The sequence below is a fragment of the Acinetobacter venetianus RAG-1 = CIP 110063 genome (assembly GCF_000368585.1).
Classification (GTDB): Bacteria; Pseudomonadota; Gammaproteobacteria; order Pseudomonadales; family Moraxellaceae; genus Acinetobacter; species Acinetobacter venetianus.
The window spans coordinates 863,567-887,012 of sequence record NZ_KB849558.1 but is presented as its reverse complement, the minus strand read 5'-3'; the positions used below and the strand labels follow the sequence as shown (position 1 = coordinate 887,012).

Sequence of the window (23,446 nt, the reverse complement as noted above, 5' to 3'; positions counted from 1 at the left end):
TGAGATAGAGGCTAACTCATGTCTAAAATTAGAGGTTAGAGTCATGATTAATACAACGTACAAGCTAATTTCAATATTCAATAGTAAGGAAACAACTTATGGTCAGTATATTGAAAAGGAGCAAATCGATATTGATCGATTGAAAGCAATGTATTCTATTTATGAGCAATATTATGAGAATACAAAATTTTCAATTTTTGCGGATGATTTTAAAAAGAAAAGCGGAGCAATTTTAATTTTCAACTCAGAAACAGATGAAATCGTTGGTTTTTCTACTGTTGCTGTACAACATTTTTATTTAAATGGAAAAGACTATACCGTCTTATTTAGTGGTGACACGGTCATTCTAAAAGCATATTGGGGAACGCGTACACTACAAAGCTCGATGCTAAAACTGATGATTAAGCTTCGAGTGAAATATCCATTTAATGAGTTGTATTGGCTACTTATTTCTAAGGGCTATAAAACCTATTTGTTATTGGCAAATAATTACTATGTTTATTACCCAAATATCAAAGATGAAAACCAGCATTTATCTACCGTGATCGAACATTACTGTGAGAACTTCTTTGGAGAATATTACGACAAAGACATTGGCTTATTGAACTTTGGTGATGACTACCAGCCATTGAAAGGAGAGGTTGCTCCGATCACTGAAGAAATGCGTGTCAAAAATCCTAATATTCATTTCTTTGAGCAAAAGAATCCAACATGGGTAACGGGTACAGAACTCCCTTGTATCGGACGATTAGGCTGGAAAGATCTCGCTCGTTTTCCTGTAAAGCTGATGAGAAAACCTGTGAGTAAAGGTAAGTACGAAGCGATTGTTAATCAACAAGCACATCGCCAAGGAGTCTTACAATGAAATATGTCGACTGGCTAACATCTGGATCACATATTATTTTAAAGCAATGGTGTGATAGTTCTGATCGAAAATTTAAAAAGCGTTTTTCTGCTTTGGAAGTAACTCAAAGAGAAATTCTAGGTGCAATTTTAGCAACATCAAGCTTAGCAAACAGTAAAGGTGTTCAAGACTACGAGCAATTTGTACAAGCCTTTCCATCAACGCGATATGCGGCTTGGAGAGAAGAAATCAATTTGTATCGTGATCAGAAACTAGCACTTTCCAGTAGCAAACTTGTACGCTTTCAGCCAACCAGCGGCTCAAGCGAGCAAATAAAATTTATTCCATACACCAAGCAGTTTTTAGATGAACTTGATCATGCCATCGCACCTTGGCTGGCAAGTCTGTATCGCAAATGCCCTGAGCTACAGTCTGGAACGCATTATTGGTCAGTCTCATGGTTACCTGAGAGTCAAAGGGAAGTACTGAAAGATAAAAATCTAAATGATGATAGTGCGTTATTGGGTATAGGCAAACGTGTTTTATCTAAATTTACACAAGCTGTTCCTAGCAATATCGCCTTTGCAGCAAATGCAGATGATGCGCTGTTTGCAACTATTTGTTATTTAGTTGCCAACCGTAATCTAGCCATGATTTCGGTTTGGAGTCCAACCTTCGCTTTGCAATTACTAGACCGTTTAGAAGTGATGCAACAGGAAGTTGCCGAAGTATTACAACGAGGAACATGGGGAATAAGACAGCTTTCTCTTAAGCAAGTCGATGCGCCACATTGCCCAAAAAGTGCAGATTGTCTCATCAACAGTTCAAATGGACATGAGATTGATTTCAAAAAGCTTTGGCCAAAATTAAGTTTGGTTTCTAGCTGGGATACGGCTGGATCAAAAGCATGGGCAAATAAATTACAACAACGTTTGCCGCATGTTCAGTTTGAAGGTAAGGGCTTATGGGCAACTGAAGGTGTAGTAACCATCCCTTATGATCAACACTATCCACTTGCTTATCAAAGTCATTTCTATGAGTTTGAATATCTCGAAGGTGAAAAACAGGGGCAGATCATTCCTTCATGGAAGCTGAAAAAAGGAGATGTTGTTAGTCCTATCATTACCTCAGGCAATGGTTTACTTCGTTACTGCTTAGATGATTGTCTACGCGTAACAGATTTCTTAGAGCAAATTCCGTGTTTTGAGTTCCAAGGCCGTCGTTTTGGCGTAGACCTCGTTGGTGAAAAGTTAGCACCTGAAACTGCGCAACAGTTGTTATCTCAACTTAACCAGACTGAATCTAAAGCAATTTCGTTACTGGCAATTGATACAGAACAACAAGTTAAACCTTTTTATTGTGTGCTATTTGAGGGAGACATTCACCACTCAATTGATAGTTCATATATCGATGAGTTGTTACGGGAAAACTTTCATTACGAACTTGCGCGTAACCTTGGACAGCTTGATCAACCACAAATTAGACAAGCAAATAACGGTTGGAATGCTTATAAAAAACTAGTCATGTTTGATGGCATTATTGAAGGGAACATAAAGCCAGAGCCTTTAAAAAAAGTCAGTTTGAATAGTTTGGAACAGCTATGAAAAAAGGGATCAATGTGTTCAGAAAGCTTGTTTTAAAATATCAGTCTTTTCTATGTTTAGGTGCTTTCAGTATTTGCTTTCCCATTCATGCGATGACGCTAGATGATGCTTTATCTGCGAGTTTAAGGCATGAAAGTCAGTTGGAGTTAAGTCGCTTAAATGTTGGTCAGTCTGCGGCAACACTTGAGCAAGCGAAGCAACGTGATGGTCTGAAAGTAAATTTAGTAGGGCAACTAGATTACGAAAAGATAGAGACGCCTTCCGATGTGTTCTTTCCAACAGAGGGTAATCGAAAAGGGAGAAGTCTACAGTTGCAATTAGACTATCCTGTTTATACTTCTGGTCGACATCGTTTAGGAATCGATGTTGCGAAAAACCAGCTTTCTGCACGTTCCCAAGGTCTATCCGATCAACGATCAGAAACCATTTTAAATACTGTGATGGTATATACCGACGTTCTAAAGAAAAAAGCAATTTTAGAGCTTAGAAAGAAAACCATGTCTAACTTACAGCGTTCGTTGTACGAATCACAACGACGTTTTGACGTAGGAATGATTACACGTGCAGATTTGGCGCAAGTTTTGGCTCAAGTTGCACAAGGGCAGGCTGATGTCACTCAAGCTCAGTCAAATTTGACCATTAGCGAAGCACAGTTTTATCAAGTCACAGGACTTAGTGCTGAGCAATTAGTACCTATCTCACATTTACCTCAAATTTCGAATAATTTAGATGAAATCTTATCGCAAACAAAAACTCATCCCGCGTTAATGCAAGCAAAATATGAAAAACAGGCAGCTGAAAAACAATTTGCCTTAACAAAGCGAGAGTTGTGGCCAACGGTGATGCTTACCAGTCGTGCAGGTAAACAACATGAAGCAAGTTATATCGGTTCAGAAAGTAATAACTATATGGTTGGCGTACAACTGAATGTTCCGCTATATGATGATGGTCTAAATCGGGCAAACATCAAAAAAGCGCGAGCAGATATAGACCTTGCCGAGCAAAAAATTAAAACCCTTGAATTGGATTTAAATCAACGTACACGTACAACTTTTGCTCAACTACAAACAATCCGTCAAAATAAAGATGCGCTTCAAAATGCGATTGATGCGGCTTCGATTGCATTTGTATATACCCGTAAAGAATTCGATTTAGGTACAAAAACTACTTTTGATCTATTGAACACTGAACAAAAGCTATTGGATGTTCAAACACAAAAAACAGTCAATGAACAAGATGAAATTGTGTTTGTTTATCAGCTATTAGATCAAATGGGACGATTGAATGATCTCGTACCAAGTGCAAACCAACAGGTAAATTAAAAATGAACAATAATAATTCAGTGGAAAAGATTGAGAGTAACCTTGTTACTAGAGAAGCCACACATGCTGATGATGCAGCATTGCGTGCATTAATAGCAGTTCCAATGGCCACCAAAGGCGTGCAAATTAGTTTCCAGCGTGAACCCAGTTACTTTAAAGCATCTGACATTTTGTACCGCAATAAATTGCATGTTGTGATCGAAGATACCACCACATCGGAAAAAGTGGCTTGTTATAGCAATGGTTATCGCCCTTGTTTTGTAAATCAAAAAATAAGTAACCTTCGTTATGCCAGTGATTTACGTGTTGATCCTAACTATCGCGGTAAATCACTCGTAAAAAATTTAGGGGAGCATGTTAGACAAACAATGTTTGAACCTAATTACAGCCAAATGATTATTTTCGATGATAATCATGCAGCACGCGCTGCCATGCAAACCTCAAAAACAGGTATGCCAGATTATTATGATGAAGGATTAATTGAAACGCTGACATTGACCGATTTAGGCAACACAAAGAATGTCAGTTCATTTTTAAATAAGAACAACCGAGAACAAGCTTCAAATCAACTTCACTCATGCACTGCGCAAGTCGAACATATTCAGCAAATGAATAATTTTATTGCAGAAATGTCAGCTTACTATAATTTTATTCCAGCATACAATTTCAATGAGTTAGCAGAAGATCATACCTATTTTTCAGGAATCAAATTGTCAGATTTTCAACTCTATTTTCAAAATGATAAATTAGTTGGAATGTTTGGTTTATGGGATCAACACTCAGTCAAACAGACCAAGATTTTGCACTACAGTTCACTGATCGGTTTTTTTAGACCGATTTATAACTTGTCTACGCGAATGACCAAGATGATGCCATTACCAAAACTAGGGGATTCTCTGAAATATCATGTTTTACATACTTTGCTATGTAACCCCAACAAACTTCATTTACATCATCAAATGCTGAAAGATGCACATCAAAAATCTAAGGCTTTAGGTATAGGAGTAATTAGTTTCACGTTATCGCATAAAGATCCGCGTCATCAACTGAATAAATTTTATAAAGGTGAACGTTTAACAGGAATGCACGGATTTATCAGTTTTGAAGGAGATCCTCGCCCTAATTTTGATCAAAATTTAATTCCATACTTTGAAGTTGGGCGAATTTAGTTTGAACGTTAAATAAAATTCCTCAAAGCAAACTCAAAAACTCTGAGGAATTTAATCATAATAATTAAATCACATGAATTTTTTAAGTTTTATAAGTCGAAAGCAAAATGCTGGTTTCACTATTATAAATCCCTGAAATATTGCGGATGCGTTCAAGAGCCTTGTCGAAATTTTCTAAACTATCAGACTGTAACTCGACCAAAATATCCCACTTACCATTCGTTGTATGAAGTCGCTCAACCGCTGTTTCAAGACGGAGCTGGCGGATTACGGCCTGAGCTTTTGTGCCTTCAACCATGATATTCATCCATGCGCGGATAATATTTTTCTCAGCGTTTGGACGAAAACGTACCGTATAACCCGTGATAGTCCCTGTAGATTCCATGTACTCAATTCGCTTTTGGACAGTCGCTCGAGACACTTTAGCTTTTGCTGCCAAGTCTGTTATTGACATCCGTGCATTGTCTTTGAGTAATCCTAATATTATATGATCAACATTGTTCATTTTGATACTTACTATTAGCAAATTGATAAAAATTAATTCATTTTAATCATAATAAAGAATTTTGTGAATCATTTTGATTCTTAATAATAGTGTCCATACAAAGCCCCAAACATTTTAACTCAAGTAAATGATGCGAAATGTACCTATGGATGGCGGGGTAGATAGCAGCCCTGAAAAGGGAATCTATAAGAAACAGGGACAATTGATTAATTAAGGAATAGATGATGTCTTTATCATATGCGGCTCAAAATAATGGTGCTTGGCAAACATATCTCACTCAAATTGATCGAGTGACACCATATTTAGATGCTGATCTAGGCAATTTTGTTAATACTTTAAAAAGTCCAAAGCGTACATTGATCGTCGATGTACCAATTGTTATGGACGACGGAACAATTCGCCACTTTGAAGGATACCGTGTTCAACACAACCTATCACGTGGTCCAGGTAAAGGCGGTATTCGCTATCACCAAGATGTTGAACTCAATGAAGTGATGGCTTTGTCAGCTTGGATGACGATTAAAACTGCTGTTCTGAATCTACCTTTTGGCGGTGCTAAAGGTGGTATTCGCGTAAATCCTAAAGAACTTTCGCCGCGTGAATTAGAACGTTTGACACGTCGTTTCACCAGTGAAATCAGTTCAATCATTGGCCCACAAATTGATATTCCTGCGCCAGATGTTGGTACAAATCCAAACATCATGGGCTGGATGATGGACACTTATTCAAGCATCAAAGGTCATACCGTAACTGGTGTTGTAACTGGTAAACCTGTTCATCTCGGTGGTTCACTTGGTCGTGTACGTGCTACGGGTCGCGGTGTATTTGTGACAGGTATGCAAGTTGCAGAACGCATCAAATTACCAGTTGAGGGCAGTAAAGTTGCTGTTCAAGGTTTTGGTAACGTTGGTAATGAAGCTGCATACCTGTTTAACCATGCTGGCGCAAAGATCGTAGCTGTGCAAGACCATACGGGCACAATCTTTAATGCTGAAGGTCTTAACGTTAAAGCATTACAAAAATATGTTGCTGAACACGGCGGTGTAATGGGCTTTGAAGATGCAACGGTTATTTCAGACGAAGAGTTCTGGACGATCGACATGGATATCCTCATCCCAGCAGCATTGGAAGGTCAGATTACAGTTGAGCGTGCGAAAAACCTAAAAGCGAAAATCGTACTTGAAGGTGCAAATGGTCCAACTTATCCAGAAGCTGATGATGTTTTCGTAAGCCGTGACATTACGGTTGTACCTGACGTGATCTGTAACGCTGGTGGTGTGACTGTAAGTTATTTTGAATGGGTTCAAGATATGGCGAGCTACTTCTGGAGCGAAGACGAAATCAACGAACGTCTCGATAAGTTGATGATCCAAGCCATTGCGGATGTTTGGAATACCGCAGCACAGAAAGAATGCAGCTTGCGTACAGCAGCCTACATCTTGGCTTGTGAGCGTATTTTAAAAGCACGTAAAGAACGCGGTATTTTCCCAGGTTAATTTTCAAATTTCAAACTATGGCTTGTTGAACATTCAGCAAGCCTGAATATCAAAAACAGGAAGTGAGTAAATAAAATGAGTGATGTAGCAATTACACGTAGCAACTTTAATGATTGGATGGTTCCAGTTTTTGCTCCAGCAAATTTCATTTTAGTTCGTGGCGAAGGTTCTCGTATTTGGGATCAAGACGATAAAGAATATATCGATTTTGCAGGTGGAATTGCAGTTAACGCTTTAGGTCATGCACATCCTGTTGCAGTAAATGCATTAACAGAACAAGCGCAAAAACTTTGGCATATTGGTAATGGTTATACCAATGAACCAGTGTTACGTCTTGCAAAACAATTAGTTGAAAACACGTTCGCGGATAAAGTCTTTTTCTGTAACTCAGGTGCAGAAGCAAACGAAGCAGCATTAAAACTTGCGCGTAAAGTTGGCTTACTCAGCGGCAATCCTCACAAGAATCACATCGTTGCATTTAAAAATGCATTCCATGGTCGTACCTTATTTACAGTAACTGCTGGCGGACAACCTAAATATTCACAAGATTTTGCACCATTACCAGGTGGCATTGAGCATACAGCATTCAATGATTTAGAAGCTGCAAAAGCTGTCATTACAGATGAAACTTGCGCGGTTATCGTAGAGCCAATCCAAGGTGAAGGCGGTGTTCTACCTGCTGATATCGAATTCTTAAAAGGTCTACGTGCGCTGTGTGATGAAAAAGGTGCTGTACTGATTTTTGATGAAGTACAAACGGGTGTTGGTCGTACAGGCTCACTTTATGCCTACATGAATACAGGTGTAACCCCTGATATTTTAACCACAGCAAAAGCACTAGGTGGTGGTTTTCCTATCGGTGCAATGATTACTACTGATAAATACGCAAACATGTATGTTGTTGGTGATCATGGCACAACCTATGGTGGTAATCCATTGGCTTGTGCAGTCGCGGGTGCGGTATTTGAATTTATTAATACTCCTGAAGTTTTGGATGGCGTCAAGCAGCGTCACCAATATTTCGTTGATGCATTAAATAAATTGAATGCTGAATACGGTTTATTTAAAGAAATCCGTGGGCAAGGTTTATTGATTGGTTGCGTACTAAAAGATGAACATGCAGGCAAAGCAAAAAATATCGTGACATTAGCAGGTGAGGAAGGGCTATTAGCACTTGTCGCTGGTGGTGATGTTGTTCGTTTTACGCCTTCACTTATCATTCCACAAAAGGATATTGATGAAGGTTTAACGCGTTTTGCTCGTGCATTAGCACGTTTCTAAATCTGTTGTGAGCATCTAACCATGATGATTGTTAGACATGCCGCGCATCGGGACTTAGATGATATTTATCGTTTAGCGCAAAGAGCAGGAGAGTCAGGCATCGGCTTGACCTCTCTTCCACAAAACAAAGAAATTTTAGCTGAACGTATTACTCGTACAGCCAATACATTGGCTGGGCTAGTAGAGAAAGATGATGCAAGTTATTTATTTGTACTTGAAGATACCACGGCTCAAAAAATTGTTGGAGTCAGTGCAATCGAAGTTGCAGTTGGTTTAAGAGAGCCTTTCTATAACTTTCGAATTGCAAAACAAGTACATGCGTCAAAAGCATTGGACGTATATAAAACTTTAGACACGTTATATCTGAGTAACGATCATACCGGCTGTAGCGAACTATGTACCTTGTTCCTCGATCCTGAATATCGTGTGAATCAAAACGGAAAATTTCTGTCTAAAGTACGTTTCTTATTTATCGCCGCTTTTCGTCGATATTTTGAAGAAAGACTAATCGCAGAAATGCGTGGATTCTCAGACGCAAATGGCTTTTCGCCATTCTGGGATGCGCTAGGCAATCATTTTTTTAATATGGATTTTGCTGCTGCGGATTACTTGAGTGGCGTAGGGCAAAAAGCATTTATTGCTGAATTAATGCCGAGATTTCCATTGTACGTCGATTTGCTACCCAACGAAGCAAGGGCCGTGATTGCAGAGGTTCATCCTCAGACCAAACCTGCGGCGAAAGTGCTGATGTCGGAAGGTCTGAAGTATCAAGGCTATGTCGATATTTTTGATGCAGGTCCAACCTTAGAAGCGAACACAGCCGATCTTCGTGCAGTAAAAGAAAGTCGACTGTTGAAAGTCAACATTGCAGAACAGATTGAACGCGCAGAAGTTCAATACTTAGTTGCAAATGATGAATACCAAGATTATTGCGTCCTACTCATCAATAACAAGTTGCAAGATAACGATAATTTGTTGATGACAGCAGAGCAGGCTCAAGCACTCAAAGTTGCTGAGGGCGATGAAGTCCGAGTTTTAGCATTAGAAAAAATGGAGAATCACTAATGTCACAAGGTGCATTATTAATCAATGGTGCGTGGGTACAAGGACAAGGTACTGCGTTTACCAAAACAAATCCTGTGACCAACCAAACGATTTGGTCGGGCCATGAAGCGAGCAAAACTGATGTTGATCACGCTTGCTTAGCTGCACGTCAAGCATTTCCAACATGGGCGCGTTTAGATTTAGAAGATCGTATCGCTATTATTGAACGTTTTGCGGCATTACTTGAGCAAAATAAAAGTCAATTGGCAGAAGTTATTAGCCAAGAAACCTCAAAGCCGTTCTGGGAAACTTTAACGGAAGTTCAAGCGATGATTGGCAAAATCGCAATTTCAATTCGGGCTTATCATCAGCGGACAGGCTTCAGTAAAACAGAAATGCCTGATGGAGTTGCTTCTTTACGTCATCGTCCTCATGGTGTGCTTGCTGTATTTGGCCCTTATAATTTTCCAGGTCATCTACCAAATGGTCATATCGTACCCGCACTAATTGCCGGCAATACCATTGTATTCAAACCAAGTGAATTAACGCCTTGGACTGCAGAAGAAACGGCAAAATTATGGCAACAAGCAGGTCTGCCAAATGGCGTACTCAACATCGTTCAAGGTGGCCGTAGCACTGGAGAAGCACTGGCAGCAGCAGAGCAAATTGATGGTTTACTTTTCACAGGTAGTGCCAATACGGGTTATCACTTGCATAAGCAAATGGCTGGTGCACCAGAGAAGATTCTTGCTTTAGAAATGGGTGGAAATAATGCACTCATTATCGATGAAGCAACTGATATTGATGCAGTGGTAAATATTGCAATCCAATCTGCATTTGTTTCAGCAGGACAGCGTTGTACCTGTGCTCGTCGTATTATCGTAAAACATGGTGCCAATGGTGATGCCTTCATTCAACGTTTTGTAGACGTTGCTAAAAACCTCGTGATTGGTAAATGGAATACAGATCCGCAACCATTTATGGGTGGTGTGATTTCATCTCATGCAGCAGAACAAATGCTAATTGCTCAACGCAAATTGATTGAATTAGGTGCGAAACCATTACTTGAAATGACACGCCCTCAAGCGGAGAGTTCTTTGCTGACCGCAGGGATTTTAGAAGTCAGCCAAATGACGGATATTCCTGACGAAGAATATTTTGGACCTTTAACCACAATTTATCGTTACCACGATTTTGATGAGGCACTCAACATTGCCAATAACACACGTTTTGGTTTAGCAGTTGGTTTAGTTTCACCTGATCGAGATCTGTTTGATCGTGTTCTGATTGAAGCACGCGCAGGCATTGTGAACTGGAATAAGCCACTCACAGGTGCATCAAGTGCAGCACCATTTGGTGGTGTTGGTGCGTCGGGTAATCATCGTGCCAGTGCATTTTATGCCGCTGATTATAGTGCGTGGCCAATGGCTTCACTGGAAAGTGATAGCGTGAGCTTACCTGCAAAACTATCACCAGGCATCGTGCTGTAAATCGGTTGGAGAGAAAAAATGTCAGGTTTTGAAATTAATTTTGATGGTTTAGTTGGCCCTACGCATCATTATGCAGGCTTATCTTTTGGTAATGTTGCTTCAACGAAAAACCGTAATAACACGTCGAATCCACGATTAGCAGCAAAACAAGGCCTCATGAAAATGAAAGCACTTGCTGATCTTGGACTCAAACAAGGGGTATTTGCTCCGCAAGAACGACCACATGTACCGACATTACGTCGTTTAGGTTTTACAGGCAGTGATATTGATGTGATAGCTCAAGCAATGCGCACCGCACCAGCATTGTTATCATCGCTCAGTTCTGCGTCATCTATGTGGACAGCAAACTCGTGTACGGTTTCTCCATCAGCTGATAGTGCGGATGGACGTGTACATTTTACCGCCGCAAACTTAAATAATAAGTTCCATCGATCAATAGAGCATCATACGACAACCCGTATCCTTCAAGCGATGTTCAATAATGATGTATATTTCGCGCATCACGAAGCATTGCCTGAAGCGGCACTGTTTGGTGATGAAGGTGCAGCAAACCATAACCGTTTAGGTGGCGGATACGATCGAGCAGGTATCCAAGTTTTTGTTTACGGTCAACAACAGCTTGGCGGCAAGGTTGCACCACAGAAATTCCCTGCACGTCAAACACGTGAAGCGAGTGAAGCTGTTGCACGTTTACATCGTTTAGATGAAAAACGTACAGCATTTATTCAGCAAAATCCTGATGTGATTGATAAGGGCGTTTTTCATAACGATGTGATTGCAGTCAGCAACCAACAAGTTTTATTTCATCATCAGCAAGCTTTCTTAAATCAAGCTGATGCATTAAATGAAATTCGTCAAAAAATGGCGGGCATTGAGCAAGAATTTATTTCAATCGAAGTGCCAGAAAACAGAGTAAGTGTTGAAGATGCTGTCTCAACATATTTATTCAATAGCCAAATTTTGACGCGTACTGATGGTGGTATGAGCATCGTTGTTCCAGAAGAATCTCGTCAAAACCAAGCTGTGTGGAGCTATTTGAATGACATGATTCAAATGGGTACACCAATTGATGACATCAAGGTTTTTGATCTGCGTGAAAGTATGCGAAATGGTGGTGGGCCTGCTTGTTTACGCTTACGTGTTGCAGTGAATGACGCTGAACTTGCTGCGGTCAATCCAAACTTATTTATGAATGATGATTTATTCAAAACCTTAAATCAGTGGGTGGATCAACATTATCGTGATGAGCTTTCTCAAGATGATTTAGCTGATCCAAACTTACTCATTGAGAGCCGTACCGCACTTGATGAACTCACCAAAATTTTAGCTTTAGGTTCGGTTTATCACTTCCAAAGATAAATACTAAACAACTGCTTTTAAGGATGAAAGTACATGGTTGATCTATTAACGTTGACGTTAGAACAACAAGCGCCTAAGCACAATCATGGTGAAGTGGCTGGCTTTACATGGCAATGGCTAGGTGAAGGGCTATTGCAATGTACGCCAAAAGCACATTATAGAAAAACCATCGTACTTTCTGCTGGTATTCATGGCAATGAAACTGCCCCGATTGAATTACTCGCAAATATTATTAAAGATCTCTTTGCAGAACGCTTAGCTTTATCTACACGTATCCTTTTCGTTTTAGGTAATCCTCAAGCCATTCGACAAGGTATTCGTTATCTTGAAAATGATATGAATCGTATGTTCTGCGGAGCGTATAAAACTTTAGTACAAGATCAAGAAACGCAACGTGCAGCACAATTAGAACAAGTCACAGCACAATTTTTTGAACAAAGTGATAAAGATGCGCAACGTTATCACTATGATTTACATACCGCGATTCGAGCCTCTTTACTACCCGTATTTGCATTATTTCCTTACCAAACTCGCGCTTATGATGACTTCTTAATTGAAAGTCTGAAAGCTGCAAATTTAGATGCATTGGTCTATCACAATTCAGTAGGGAAAACATTTACCCATTTTAGCAGTGAAATGTTGCACGCTGAAAGCAGCACCTTGGAATTGGGCAAAGCAAAAGCTTTTGGTCAAAATGATCTCTCAGAATTTGCAGATATTGATCAAGTTTTACGTGCTGTCATTTCTGAGCAAGCTTTGCCTCAACGCAAAAAACCAAAAATTCGTCAATTTAAGGTTGCAGATTCAATCTTAAAACAAAGTGAAGATTTTCAACTCAAATTAAGCGCAGATGCACCTAACTTTTCAACTTTTCAGAAAGGTGAGGTCATTGCTACACAATCAATAGGTGATTATAAGGCTCAAGATACTCAGGTTTGGATTCTGTTTCCAAACCCAAAGGTCAAAATCGGGTTAAGAGCTGGATTAGTTTTAAAAGAAATTGAATAAGAGCACAACCAAAATGATCGGTTGAATCTTTCAAGGATAGATGGAGTTTGAATATGGATATTCAGTAAAAAATAAAATGCAGAAAAAGTATCTAAATATAGATATTAATTTTTTATGAAAGTGAAACAGCAAGGACAGGTTGTCATAAAAATATCGTTGGAGTGATCGTGAATGAGCAACAATAATGACAAGACATTTCTCTCAGGTGAATGCCTGAGTGAGCAATATGTATCCCAAGGTAGCTCAAATACTATTTCTACCTCAGAAATAGAAGTTGGTAAGCCATTGAAACGCGCCATGACCAAACGTCATTTGGTTATGATTTCACTTGGTGGCGCGATCGGAACAGGTTTATTTCTAGGTTCAGGAGATGTAATTTCTCAAGCAGGTCCTGTAGGTGCAATTTTATCGTATCTACTTGGAGGCATAATTGCCTACATGGTGATGTTGTGCTTGGGGGAGTTGGCAGTACAAATGCCAGTTTCGGGTTCTTTTGGTGAATATGCGCGTACTTATATTGGCCCGGGAACTGGCTATATGATTACATGGTTATATTGGCTAACTTGGACGGCGACTCTTGGTACGGAATTTACTGCTGCTGCACTGTTGATGCAGGAATGGTTTCCTTCAATTTCCATGTGGACATGGACATTAGTATTTGCCGGTTTGGTCTTTACGCTCAATGTCAGTTCAACACGGTTCTTTGCGGAGTCTGAGTTTTGGCTTTCTTTGGTTAAAGTACTGACAATTATTTGCTTTATTGCACTTGGTTTAGCTGCAATTTTTGGCTTTATCCCATATCACGGTCATGAATCTGCACCTTTATTTAGTAAATTGACTGAACATGGTTGGTTCCCAAATGGCATCTTCCCAATTTTTGCAACGATGTTAATTGTAAACTTTGCATTTTCAGGTACAGAGCTAATCGGTGTTGCAGCAGGTGAAGCAGAGAATCCAGCGAAAACCGTTCCTAAAGCAATCAATGCAGCGATTTGGCGTTTATTGATTTTCTTTGTGGGCACAATTGTGGTGATTTGTGCATTACTACCGTATGAAATGGCTGGCTTAAATGCAAACTCAGTAAGTAACAGTCCATTCGTAACCGTATTTAACTATATTGGTATTCCTTATGCCGAAGACATTATCCGTTTTGTTATCATCACGGCGTTATTGTCAGCAGCAAACTCAGGTTTATTTGCAGCATCACGCATGATGTGGTCTTTGTCTGCAAAAAAACAATTACCAAAAGTATTCTCAAAACTGACTCGTTCAGGCACACCTATTGTTGCAATCATTGTCACAATGTTTGGTGCGATTCCGGGCTTACTGTCTGAACATTTTGCACCAGAAACAATTTTCAAAAACTTGTTAGGTGTTGCTGCATTCACCATGGTTGTTGTTTGGATTTCGATCTGCGTATCGCAGTTTAACTTCCGTAGACAATGGATTAAATCAGGTAAAACAGTCAAAGATCTTAAATTTGCTGCACCATTATTCCCACTAACACCCATCTTAGGTGGCGTGTTCTGTGTGATCACCTGTATTAGTATGGTGACTGATCCTTCGATGCAAGTTGGTTTTGTCTGCTGTATCTTATTTATGATCGCATGTTATGTAAGTTACGCTATTTTTTACAAAAACAAAGAAGTTTAATTTTAAACTGACACGAAAAGTTGAAGTTAATCTTCAACTTTTTTTGTTTTTAATTCTTTCAATATCATCTCTATACGTAAAAATATGCTTTGAAACGTATACATTTACATTCTCACATTTTATTCGCGGTAGACTTTTTATAGTTGAAAAGTATTGTATTAATAAGATTGAGGATTAAATGAACATTAAAGTGTTATGCAGTAGCGCAGTATTATCAATTTCTCTCGCGGCGTTAAGTATGGCTACTTTCGCTGATACAGCTAAGCCCACTGCAGTCGATAAAATTGATATTAAACAATATGCAGGGAAATGGTATGAAATTGCACATTTACCTATGTATTTTCAGCGTCAATGCGTGAGTGATACCACTGCAAAATATTCATTGAATGCGAATAATACAATCCAAGTTATCAATAGCTGTCGTAATAAATCAGATCAAATGGATCAGTCCGTTGGAATCGCTTATCCAGACAATGCAGGCATGAGTAAATTAAAAGTAAGTTTTATGCCAAAAGCACTACGCTGGATTCCTTTTACTAAAGGGGACTATTGGGTACTCAGAGTTGATCCAGACTATAAAGTTGCGTTGGTTGGTGGGCCATCAAATAAATATTTGTGGTTACTTTCAAGAACGCCAACTATTGATGAAGCAACTTATCAATCCTATCTCGAAACTGCAAAACAACAAGGCTATGACTTATCTGAATTGATTAAAACGCCACATACGAGCCAATAATGATTGTTGTCAGATGCTAAAATTTACATCTGACATTTTTAAGCTAAACATTTAAAACCGAACCTTTTAGATTTATAGTTTTAGGTTATGCCTAATCATTTTTAATTTATGAATTGTTCATAAATAAGCTGGAAGAACAGACAAAAGTTATCAATTCAACAAAATCACACTATAATACCGCCATCCATTCGAGTTTCAGTTGTACAGTGAGTTCATTGCACGACCAACATCGTTCATTTAAGTCAATTTCATATCCATAATTCGACTTTTTATCAATATTTTTCAATCTCTTGTGTAATCTTCACATCAGACCCATTTAGGTGCCAGCATGGAAATCAAGGTTAATTACCTCGACAACCTTCGACAAGAAGCCAAATTCGACGATTTTACAGTGATCGCCGATCAACCTATTCGCTATAAAGGGGATGGCTCAGCACCTGGTCCATTTGATTATTTCTTGGCTTCATCAGCCCTCTGTGCTGCTTACTTTGTCAAAGTCTATTGTGCCGCGCGTGATATTCCAACAGATAATATTCGCTTATCTCAAAACAATATTGTTGATCCTGAAAACCGCTACAAGCAAATTTTTAAAATTCAGGTTGAACTTCCAGCTGATATTTCTGAAAAAGATCGCCAAGGGATTTTACGTTCAATTGATCGCTGTACCGTAAAGAAAGTGATTCAAACTGGCCCTGAATTTATTATTGAAGAAGTAGAAAGTATTGATGCCGATGCTCAGGCATTATTAATGCCAAGCCTGACTTCTGAAAATAGCACTTTTATTCAAGGCAAAGATCTGCCGCTTGAAGAAACGATTGCCAATATGTCAGGTATTTTGGCTGGCTTAGGTATGAAGATTGAAATCGCTTCATGGCGCAATATCGTACCCAACGTATGGTCGCTGCATATTCGTGATGCTCAATCACCCATGTGTTTTACCAATGGCAAAGGCTCAACCAAAGAAAGCGCACTCGCATCAGCGCTCGGTGAATTTATCGAGCGTTTGAACTGTAATTTCTTTTATAACGATCAATTTTGGGGTGAGGAAATTGCAAATGCTGAATTTGTGCATTACCCAGATGAAAAATGGTTTAAGCCGGGTTCAAATGGTGAATTACCGAAAGAAATCTTGGATGAATATTGCTTAGAAATCTATGATCCTGAAGATGAATTACTGGGTACACATCTCTACGATACGAACTCAGGCAATACCGAGCGCGGTATTTGTTCACTACCTTTTGTTCGTCAATCAGATCAAGAAGTTGTTTATTTTCCATCAAATTTGATCGAAAACTTATATCTCAGTAATGGGATGAGTGCAGGTAATACTTTAGCTGAAGCTCAAGTGCAATGTTTATCTGAAATTTTTGAGCGTGCTGTTAAGCGTGAAATTATTGAAGGTGAGATTGCATTACCTGATGTACCTGAAGATGTTTTAGCAAAATACCCAAGTATTGTGGCAGGCATCAAAGGTTTAGAGGAACAAGGTTTTCCAGTCCTCGTGAAAGACGCATCTTTAGGTGGTCAATTCCCAGTGATGTGTGTGACCTTAATGAACCCACGTACTGGCGGGGTATTTGCCTCATTTGGTGCGCATCCAAGTTTTGAAGTTGCTTTAGAGCGTAGTCTGACAGAGTTATTACAAGGTCGTAGTTTTGAAGGTCTCAATGACTTACCACAGCCAACCTTCCAAAGTGAAGCAGTGACTGAACCAAATAATTTTGTGGAACACTTTATTGATTCGAGCGGCTTGGTGTCTTGGCGTTTCTTCAGTGCAAAATCTGACTATGATTTTGTCGAATGGGATTTCACCAATGAAGGTGAAAACTCAAATGCAGATGAAGCTGCCGAACTATTTGGCATCTTAGAAGAAATGGGCAAAGAAGTTTATATGGCAGTCTATGAGCATTTAGGTGCAACAGCTTGCCGTATCTTAGTACCAGATTATTCTGAAATTTATTTGGTTGAAGATTTAATTTGGGATAATACCAACAAAGCCTTAGCTTTCCGCGAAGATATTCTTAATATTCACCGACTAGACAACTCTCAATTAGAAGCACTTGTTGAACGCTTAGAAGAATGTGAACTAGACGACTATACGGAAATCACCACGCTGATTGGAATCGAGTTTGATGACAATACCGTGTGGGGACAGCTTACTCTCCTAGAACTTAAACTTCTCATTTATCTAGCTTTGCAACAATTTGAAGAAGCAAAAGACCTTGTTGAGCAATTCTTACAGTACAACACTAACACTGTAGAACGTGGTTTGTTCTATCAATGCATGAATGTGGTACTTGAAGTTGTCTTAGATGATGAAATGGAACTGGAAGACTACGATGTGAATTTCCGTCGTATGTTCGGTCAAGAACGTATGGAAGCGGTTGTGGGTTCAGTTGAAGGCAATGTTAAATTCTATGGTTTAACACCTACAAGTATGAAACTTGAAGGGCTAGATCGCCACTTACGCTTAATCGAAAGCTATAAGAAACTACATGCTGCAAGAGCTAAAGCAGTTGCTGTAGCTTAATAAATAATTTTATAAAAAAGTGCATGTCTATCATGCACTTTTTTATGTCTCTAAGAAAATGAATACTTTTTAGAATTTTAACAGCACAGCCTATATACATTTATTTGATCTAAGCGGCGATAAAATGCATGCTATGGGGTCAAAATCAAACAAAAATACATCTATAAAATAAAGCATTTGATGCTAAACATCATAGAACAATATTTCTACTGACCATAGGAAGGTGATATGAGCTTAAATGGAAAAACAATCATACTGACAGGGGGATCGAGTGGAATAGGAGAACAAGCAGCTATTCAGCTTGCATCCTTAGGCGCTAAAGTTTGCATCGTTGCGCGTCGTAGTGATGAGTTAGAGCGTGTACAAAATCTTATTCAGCAACAGGGCGGTCAAGCTTGGATTTATCCTACTGATATTACTAAAAATGATGATGCTCAACAGTGTATAGAAAAAATCCTGAGTGAACATAAAACCGTTGATGTTCTAATTAATAATGCAGCTCGGTCAATTCGTCGACCGATCATGGAAGCATTAGACAGACTGCATGATTATGAACGCACCATGCAAATAAACTATTTTGCAGCGGTACGTCTAACCTTAGCACTGTTACCACATTTTTTAGCGAATGGTCATGGGCATGTCGTCAATGTATCAACCATGTCTACACAAGTCCCGATTCCATTATTTTCAGCTTACTTAGCCAGTAAATCTGCACTTGAATCATTTTCGCGATCATTAAAAATGGAACTAGGAGATCAAGGGATTAATGTAAGTATCGTGTATTTCCCGATGGTGAGAACCCCGATGTCTTCTAAGACTAAGATTTATAAACATATGCGTATGTTGGATACAGATACAGCGGCTGGTTGGTTAGTCAAAGCTGTACAAGAAAAACCATATCGAGTGACCAGTACAAGTGGGGCAATTGCCAATGCATTATTGAATACCGCACCCAATACCGTCATGAGTCTAACTCGTCCTTTATTTAAGTTAATGGATCGGCGGTTAGAGAAGAAGCTATAACCTACAAAGTGTCTCTCATATTTTAAAAAGGATTTCTAAGCCTAAAGTAGAAATCCTTTTCTATTTTGTCTTTTAACGATAAGAACCAACTTACCAACATGCTCACCGTGAGTCAGAAACTCATGTGCTAGATGTGCGTCCTCAAGATCAAAAGTTTTAAATAACAAAGGTTTTAATTGTCCTTTTGAAATTAAAGGCCAAACTTGTTCTTGGAGGGCTAACATGACTTGCGCTTTTGCTTCAATTACGGTTTATTGAATGCGCAACTACCTCATTAAAGATAAAAAAATTACTGGTTTTGCTTGGTGTGAAGAAGTGTTGGCAGGTGTAGCTAAAAAAGTACCTTACAATGCTGAGCAAATATCAAAAGAGCGCGGTGGATATTATGAGAAAAAATTAATTCCATTTGCACCAAATGTTGTTCGAGACGGTAATCTGATTACGGGACAAAATCCATTTTCGGCACGCATCACTGCTGAAGCCGTTATCGAAGCATTGAGTAGTAAGTAATTGGCATATCTAGTCAGATCACTAATAGATAAATATAAAGTAGCTGAACTTGATCAACACAAACTGAGTTTGATCCTGTATTAGCTACTTATTTATTTTAATTACGCCAACCACAAATTCATCATAAACAATTCAATATAAATCAAATAGATATATTTTCAATATTTTTAAAAACTCCTCCTAACCTTCCTTTACAAAGGAAGGAGTATCACAAATTCAATGACTCTTAAAATTTTAGGATGAGTCCCCCTTTATCAAAGGGGGATTCTGTAGTTTTAAACTCATTCAAAGTTGAGATTAGCGTTTCAATTGCCTTTATTAATGCTATTTACGAAGACTCAATGAAAGTTCATCCCAACGTTGTATTGCAGTTTCCATCGATTGCATTTTGACATGACCAAATCCACGGACATCGGCAGGTAATTTGGCAATTTGTTCGGCTACAGAGAAATCATAATTTTCAGGGGCGGAACTAATCGCTTTTACAAATGTGATATAACGATCGCGCCAAGCATGTTCTCTTTGACGTTCTAGCTGTAAAGCAAATGGATCAAGGAAAGTTTCTCTGAGCCATTGTAGACGAGCAAGAATCATCATTGGAATACGCATCCAGTATCCGAAAGCGCGTTTTCGTACCGTATCATGTGCACCCAAAGCAGGTGGTGCAAGGTGGTAAGTCAAGCGTAGACCTTTACCAAACTGCGACTCAATTGATTGTTTAAAACTTTTTCCTGTAAGTAAACGCGCCACCTCGTATTCATCTTTATAAGCCATCACTCTATAGAGTTGCGTCGCAATTGTTCCTGTTAATTCTTCTGGCAAGACTTTGGCTGCTTGTTCCACAAGTGTTCGATACTGCGTTGCATAATCTTGATTCCAATATTCAACCAAGCGTGTAGAACGATCTTCAATCAGTTCGGCTAAAGTCGTTGGTTTAGCAGTGGTAGGAATCGTTGCAATAATGCGTTTTGCCAAATCAGGTTCACTAATTAGGTGACAACCGATACGGAACGCTTCAAGATTTTTCTCAGCGGCTGTACCATTTAAATGAATTGCTTTTTCAATACTTTCACGTTTCAAAGGAATTTGACCTGATTGCCAAGCCATGCCAAGTAGAATTTGATTGGCAAAAATCGCATCGCCTAATACTTGTGTAGCAATACTTGTTGCACGTAAAGAGATCAGTTTTCCTTGTGTAGTCCGGCCACGTAGTCGGTTAATCAAATCAGAAATTGGTGCATACCAATCACGAGACCCTAGAAAATCAGAAGTAGGGGAACCATCTTCATTGACGATGACCATAGCATCCGATTTTAAACGAGACAGTGCTGCATTACTTCCTGCTACAATTGCATCTGCACCGATTAAAACATCACATTGACCAGCAGGGATTTTGGTTGCCGAGATTTGATCATCGTCTATAGCGAGTTGTACATATGAATAGACCGTACCACCTTTCTGAGCAAGTCCTGCCATATCCATAATACGCGCAGCTTTACCTTCCAAGTGAGCTGCCATACCAAGCAGAGCACCTGCGGTTACGACACCAGTACCACCAACACCACCGACCATAATCCGAATAGGTTGTTGATCAAGTTCAGGGATGATTGGATTTTCTGGCCAGCCAGCTTCAATTCCTTGAAATATTTCTGGTCGTTTCATGTCACGAGTATGCACAGTCACGAAACTTGGACAGAAACCCTCAACACAAGAAAAGTCTTTGTTACAACTGCTTTGATTAATCTGCCGTTTAGTACCTAATGCTGTTTCTACAGGCTCGATAGATAAACAGTTGGATTCCTTAGAGCAGTCACCACAACCTTCACAAATCTCACTATTGATAAAAACACGCTCTGCTACATCAGGATAAGCATTGCGTTTACGACGACGGCGTTTTTCACTTGCACAGGTTTGAACATAAATTAAAGCCGTCACACCTGAAATATCGCGTAATTTGCGTTGTACATCATCCAGTTCATTTCTGTGGTAAATCTCTACGTGAGGGGCAATACCTTCTTCTGCATGAATCAACTCAGGTTCATCGGTGACAATCACTTGTTTTTTAATGCCTTCAGCATCAAGTTGTCGAGTTAACTGTGCCACACTAAGATGACCGTCAACATGTTGACCACCCGTCATTGCAACAGCATCGTTATAAAGAATTTTGTAGGTAATATTGAGTTTTGCAGCGATCGCTTGGCGTATTGCGAGATAACCTGAATGAAAATAAGTTCCATCGCCTAGATTGGCAAAAATATGCTTTTCATTGGTAAAATGAGAAGCACCAGCCCAACTTACACCTTCACCACCCATTTGTGAGAAAGTTTCAGTACCACGATCAAGTGACACAGCAATAAAATGACAACCAATCCCACCTAGTGCACGACTTCCTTCGGGTAATGCCGTTGATGAGTTGTGCGGACAACCACTACAAAAAAAAGGTTTACGCTCTGCAATATCAAGTACACGTCGTGACTCTTGCTCGGCTTTTTGTAGTAGCTCAACTCTATTTTGAATTTGCGTTTTTAAAGCTTCTGGAATGTCTAATTTTAAGAAGCGAGCCGCCAACATTTTTGCGATAGGTTCAGGTTGGAATTCATAGTGACCAATTAGAGGGGCTTCATCAATAGAAGTACTCCATTCACCTTTACCATCGCATGCTTTACCAATGACACGCGGGCGTTTGTCATCTGGAAGTGCGTAGAGTTCATCTTTTATTTGCGCTTCAAGAATCGGACGTTTTTCTTCTACAACAATTAATTCTTCTAAACCTTCGGCAAATTCGCGCAGACCGTGAGGTTCTAAAGGCCAAATTAAAGCAACCTGATAGACTCTTAGTCCAAGCTGCTGAGCCGTTTCACCTTCGATACCTAAAATACGTAACGCTTCAATGGTATCCAAATAACCTTTGCCACTTGCAGCAATACCAATACGAGCATCTGCACAATGCCATGTTACCTGATTCAGCTCATTTTCACGGGCATAGGCCAATACAGCGGGTAAGCGATATTTATATAGACGCTCTTCTTGTTGAATGCCGTGATCAGGCCATCGAATATTGACACCATCTTCAGGCATTTGAACATTTTTAGGCAAAGCAGGTGTGACACGATCTAAATCAACATGCACAGAAGCAGAGGTTTCAACGATTTCACTCACCAACTTCATTGAAGTCCATACGCCAGCAAAGCGTGACATTGCGACTGCGTGAGCACCTAAATCAAGAATTTGTTGAATTGAGGTTGGGTAAAAGATTGGAATACCGCAGCCTATCATCACATGTTCTGACTGATGTGGAATACTCGAAGATTTACAAGAATGATCATCACCAAAAAAGGCGACTACACCGCCACGTTCAGACGTGCCTGCAAGATTGGCATGACGTAGAACATCTCCAGAACGATCTACACCAGGACCTTTGCCATACCACCAAGAGGTCACACCATCATATTTACCTTGACCTGCAAGATTGGCTTGTTGGGTACCCCAAATTGCAGTAGCAGCTAGATCTTCATTTACGCCTGGTTGAAAAACAACGTGGTGGTCTTTGAGTATGCCTTCAACTTGCCAGAGAAAATTATCATAATTTCCAACAGGAGAACCACGATAACCAGAAATAAAACCAGCAGTATGATAACCGTTTAAAGTATCTCGACGAGTTTGCGCAAGTGGTAAACGCACCAATGCCTGAATACCTGTCATGTAAGCAGTACCGTCATCACTTAGATATTTATCTTCAAGTGACACATCCTTTGTTGGAATCTTATTTGGAGTAAATTTTGTAGCTATATTCATTTATGTCTCCTTAGAATTTTGTAGTTCGAGCTACTTTCTTTTTTCAACTTCCAGTTGAATATTTGGAGTAAATGACA

General features: G+C 39.4%; 16 protein-coding genes and 2 pseudogenes. 15 read left to right on the top strand and 3 right to left on the bottom strand.

From position 1 onward, the window contains the following. The first annotated feature begins 43 nt into the window (after positions 1-43). From F959_RS09720 to F959_RS09705, 4 genes are read left to right on the top strand one after another with little or no spacing between them, the layout of a single operon-like run. Entirely contained in the window at positions 44-865 is an 822-nt protein-coding gene (locus F959_RS09720; protein ID WP_004879626.1) for a hypothetical protein, read from the top strand. Beyond that, the gene (locus F959_RS09715; protein ID WP_004879622.1) at positions 862-2,448 is read left to right on the top strand and encodes a GH3 family acyl-acid amido synthetase; all 1,587 of its coding nucleotides are present in this window, start codon (positions 862-864) and stop codon (positions 2,446-2,448) included. Before F959_RS09720 ends, F959_RS09715 begins: the two co-directional genes overlap by 4 nt. Beyond that, positions 2,445-3,770: a TolC family protein gene (locus tag F959_RS09710; RefSeq protein WP_004879621.1), complete on the top strand. Its 1,326-nt coding sequence runs from the start codon at positions 2,445-2,447 to the stop codon at positions 3,768-3,770. The genes F959_RS09715 and F959_RS09710 overlap by 4 nt, the downstream gene beginning before the upstream one ends. A gap of 2 nt (positions 3,771-3,772) precedes the next feature. Continuing rightward, positions 3,773-4,939: a GNAT family N-acetyltransferase gene (locus F959_RS09705; RefSeq protein WP_004879618.1), complete on the top strand. Its 1,167-nt coding sequence runs from the start codon at positions 3,773-3,775 to the stop codon at positions 4,937-4,939. An 82-nt stretch (positions 4,940-5,021) separates the two neighbouring features. Here the strand turns inward: F959_RS09705 and F959_RS09700 are convergent, their stop codons facing one another. Continuing rightward, positions 5,022-5,444 (bottom strand): Lrp/AsnC family transcriptional regulator, encoded by a 423-nt coding sequence (locus F959_RS09700; protein WP_004879617.1) that lies wholly within the window; start codon positions 5,442-5,444, stop codon positions 5,022-5,024. Between the two features lie 221 nt (positions 5,445-5,665). Here F959_RS09700 and F959_RS09695 point away from each other — a divergent pair, with 221 nt between their 5' ends. The 10 genes from F959_RS09695 to F959_RS09650 all read left to right on the top strand — a co-directional run bounded on the left by F959_RS09695 (position 5,666) and on the right by F959_RS09650 (position 19,064). After that, entirely contained in the window at positions 5,666-6,940 is a 1,275-nt protein-coding gene (locus tag F959_RS09695) for a Glu/Leu/Phe/Val family dehydrogenase (protein ID WP_026094104.1), read from the top strand. A gap of 75 nt (positions 6,941-7,015) precedes the next feature. Next, entirely contained in the window at positions 7,016-8,221 is a 1,206-nt protein-coding gene (locus tag F959_RS09690; protein WP_004879612.1) for an aspartate aminotransferase family protein, read from the top strand. Positions 8,222-8,242: 21 nt separating this feature from the next. Beyond that, positions 8,243-9,286: an arginine N-succinyltransferase gene (gene astA / locus F959_RS09685; protein WP_004879608.1), complete on the top strand. Its 1,044-nt coding sequence runs from the start codon at positions 8,243-8,245 to the stop codon at positions 9,284-9,286. Beyond that, complete coding sequence (astD, locus tag F959_RS09680; protein WP_004879606.1) at positions 9,286-10,755, top strand: succinylglutamate-semialdehyde dehydrogenase; 1,470 nt, start codon at positions 9,286-9,288, stop codon at positions 10,753-10,755. Before astA ends, astD begins: the two co-directional genes overlap by 1 nt. Positions 10,756-10,773: 18 nt before the next feature. Further along, positions 10,774-12,114 carry an N-succinylarginine dihydrolase gene (astB, locus tag F959_RS09675; RefSeq protein WP_004879603.1) on the top strand — a complete coding sequence of 447 codons (1,341 nt, stop codon included), beginning with the start codon at positions 10,774-10,776 and terminating at the stop codon, positions 12,112-12,114. 33 nt (positions 12,115-12,147) lie between these two features. Further along, positions 12,148-13,122, top strand: coding sequence for a succinylglutamate desuccinylase (gene astE / locus F959_RS09670; RefSeq protein WP_004879601.1), 975 nt, complete (start codon positions 12,148-12,150; stop codon positions 13,120-13,122). Positions 13,123-13,293: 171 nt separating this feature from the next. Beyond that, positions 13,294-14,775, top strand: coding sequence for an amino acid permease (locus F959_RS09665; RefSeq protein ID WP_004879598.1), 1,482 nt, complete (start codon positions 13,294-13,296; stop codon positions 14,773-14,775). A 178-nt stretch (positions 14,776-14,953) separates the two neighbouring features. Further along, positions 14,954-15,511: a lipocalin family protein gene (locus tag F959_RS09660; RefSeq protein WP_004879593.1), complete on the top strand. Its 558-nt coding sequence runs from the start codon at positions 14,954-14,956 to the stop codon at positions 15,509-15,511. Between the two features lie 328 nt (positions 15,512-15,839). Beyond that, positions 15,840-18,041 carry an OsmC domain/YcaO domain-containing protein gene (locus F959_RS09655; RefSeq protein ID WP_004879591.1) on the top strand — a complete coding sequence of 734 codons (2,202 nt, stop codon included), beginning with the start codon at positions 15,840-15,842 and terminating at the stop codon, positions 18,039-18,041. A 228-nt stretch (positions 18,042-18,269) separates the two neighbouring features. Continuing rightward, the gene (locus F959_RS09650) at positions 18,270-19,064 is read left to right on the top strand and encodes an SDR family NAD(P)-dependent oxidoreductase (RefSeq protein ID WP_004879587.1); all 795 of its coding nucleotides are present in this window, start codon (positions 18,270-18,272) and stop codon (positions 19,062-19,064) included. Positions 19,065-19,105: 41 nt separating this feature from the next. Here the strand turns inward: F959_RS09650 and F959_RS09645 are convergent. Continuing rightward, positions 19,106-19,306 (bottom strand): annotated as a pseudogene (locus tag F959_RS09645) (zinc-binding dehydrogenase); the annotation flags it as partial. Between the two features lie 28 nt (positions 19,307-19,334). On the opposite strand from F959_RS09645, the pseudogene F959_RS09640 reads away from it, so the two are divergent. After that, a pseudogene (locus F959_RS09640) lies at positions 19,335-19,574 on the top strand (hypothetical protein); the annotation flags it as partial. Between the two features lie 324 nt (positions 19,575-19,898). Here the strand turns inward: F959_RS09640 and F959_RS09635 are convergent. Continuing rightward, complete coding sequence (locus F959_RS09635; protein ID WP_004879580.1) at positions 19,899-23,369, bottom strand: indolepyruvate ferredoxin oxidoreductase family protein; 3,471 nt, start codon at positions 23,367-23,369, stop codon at positions 19,899-19,901. Positions 23,370-23,446 lie beyond the last annotated feature (77 nt).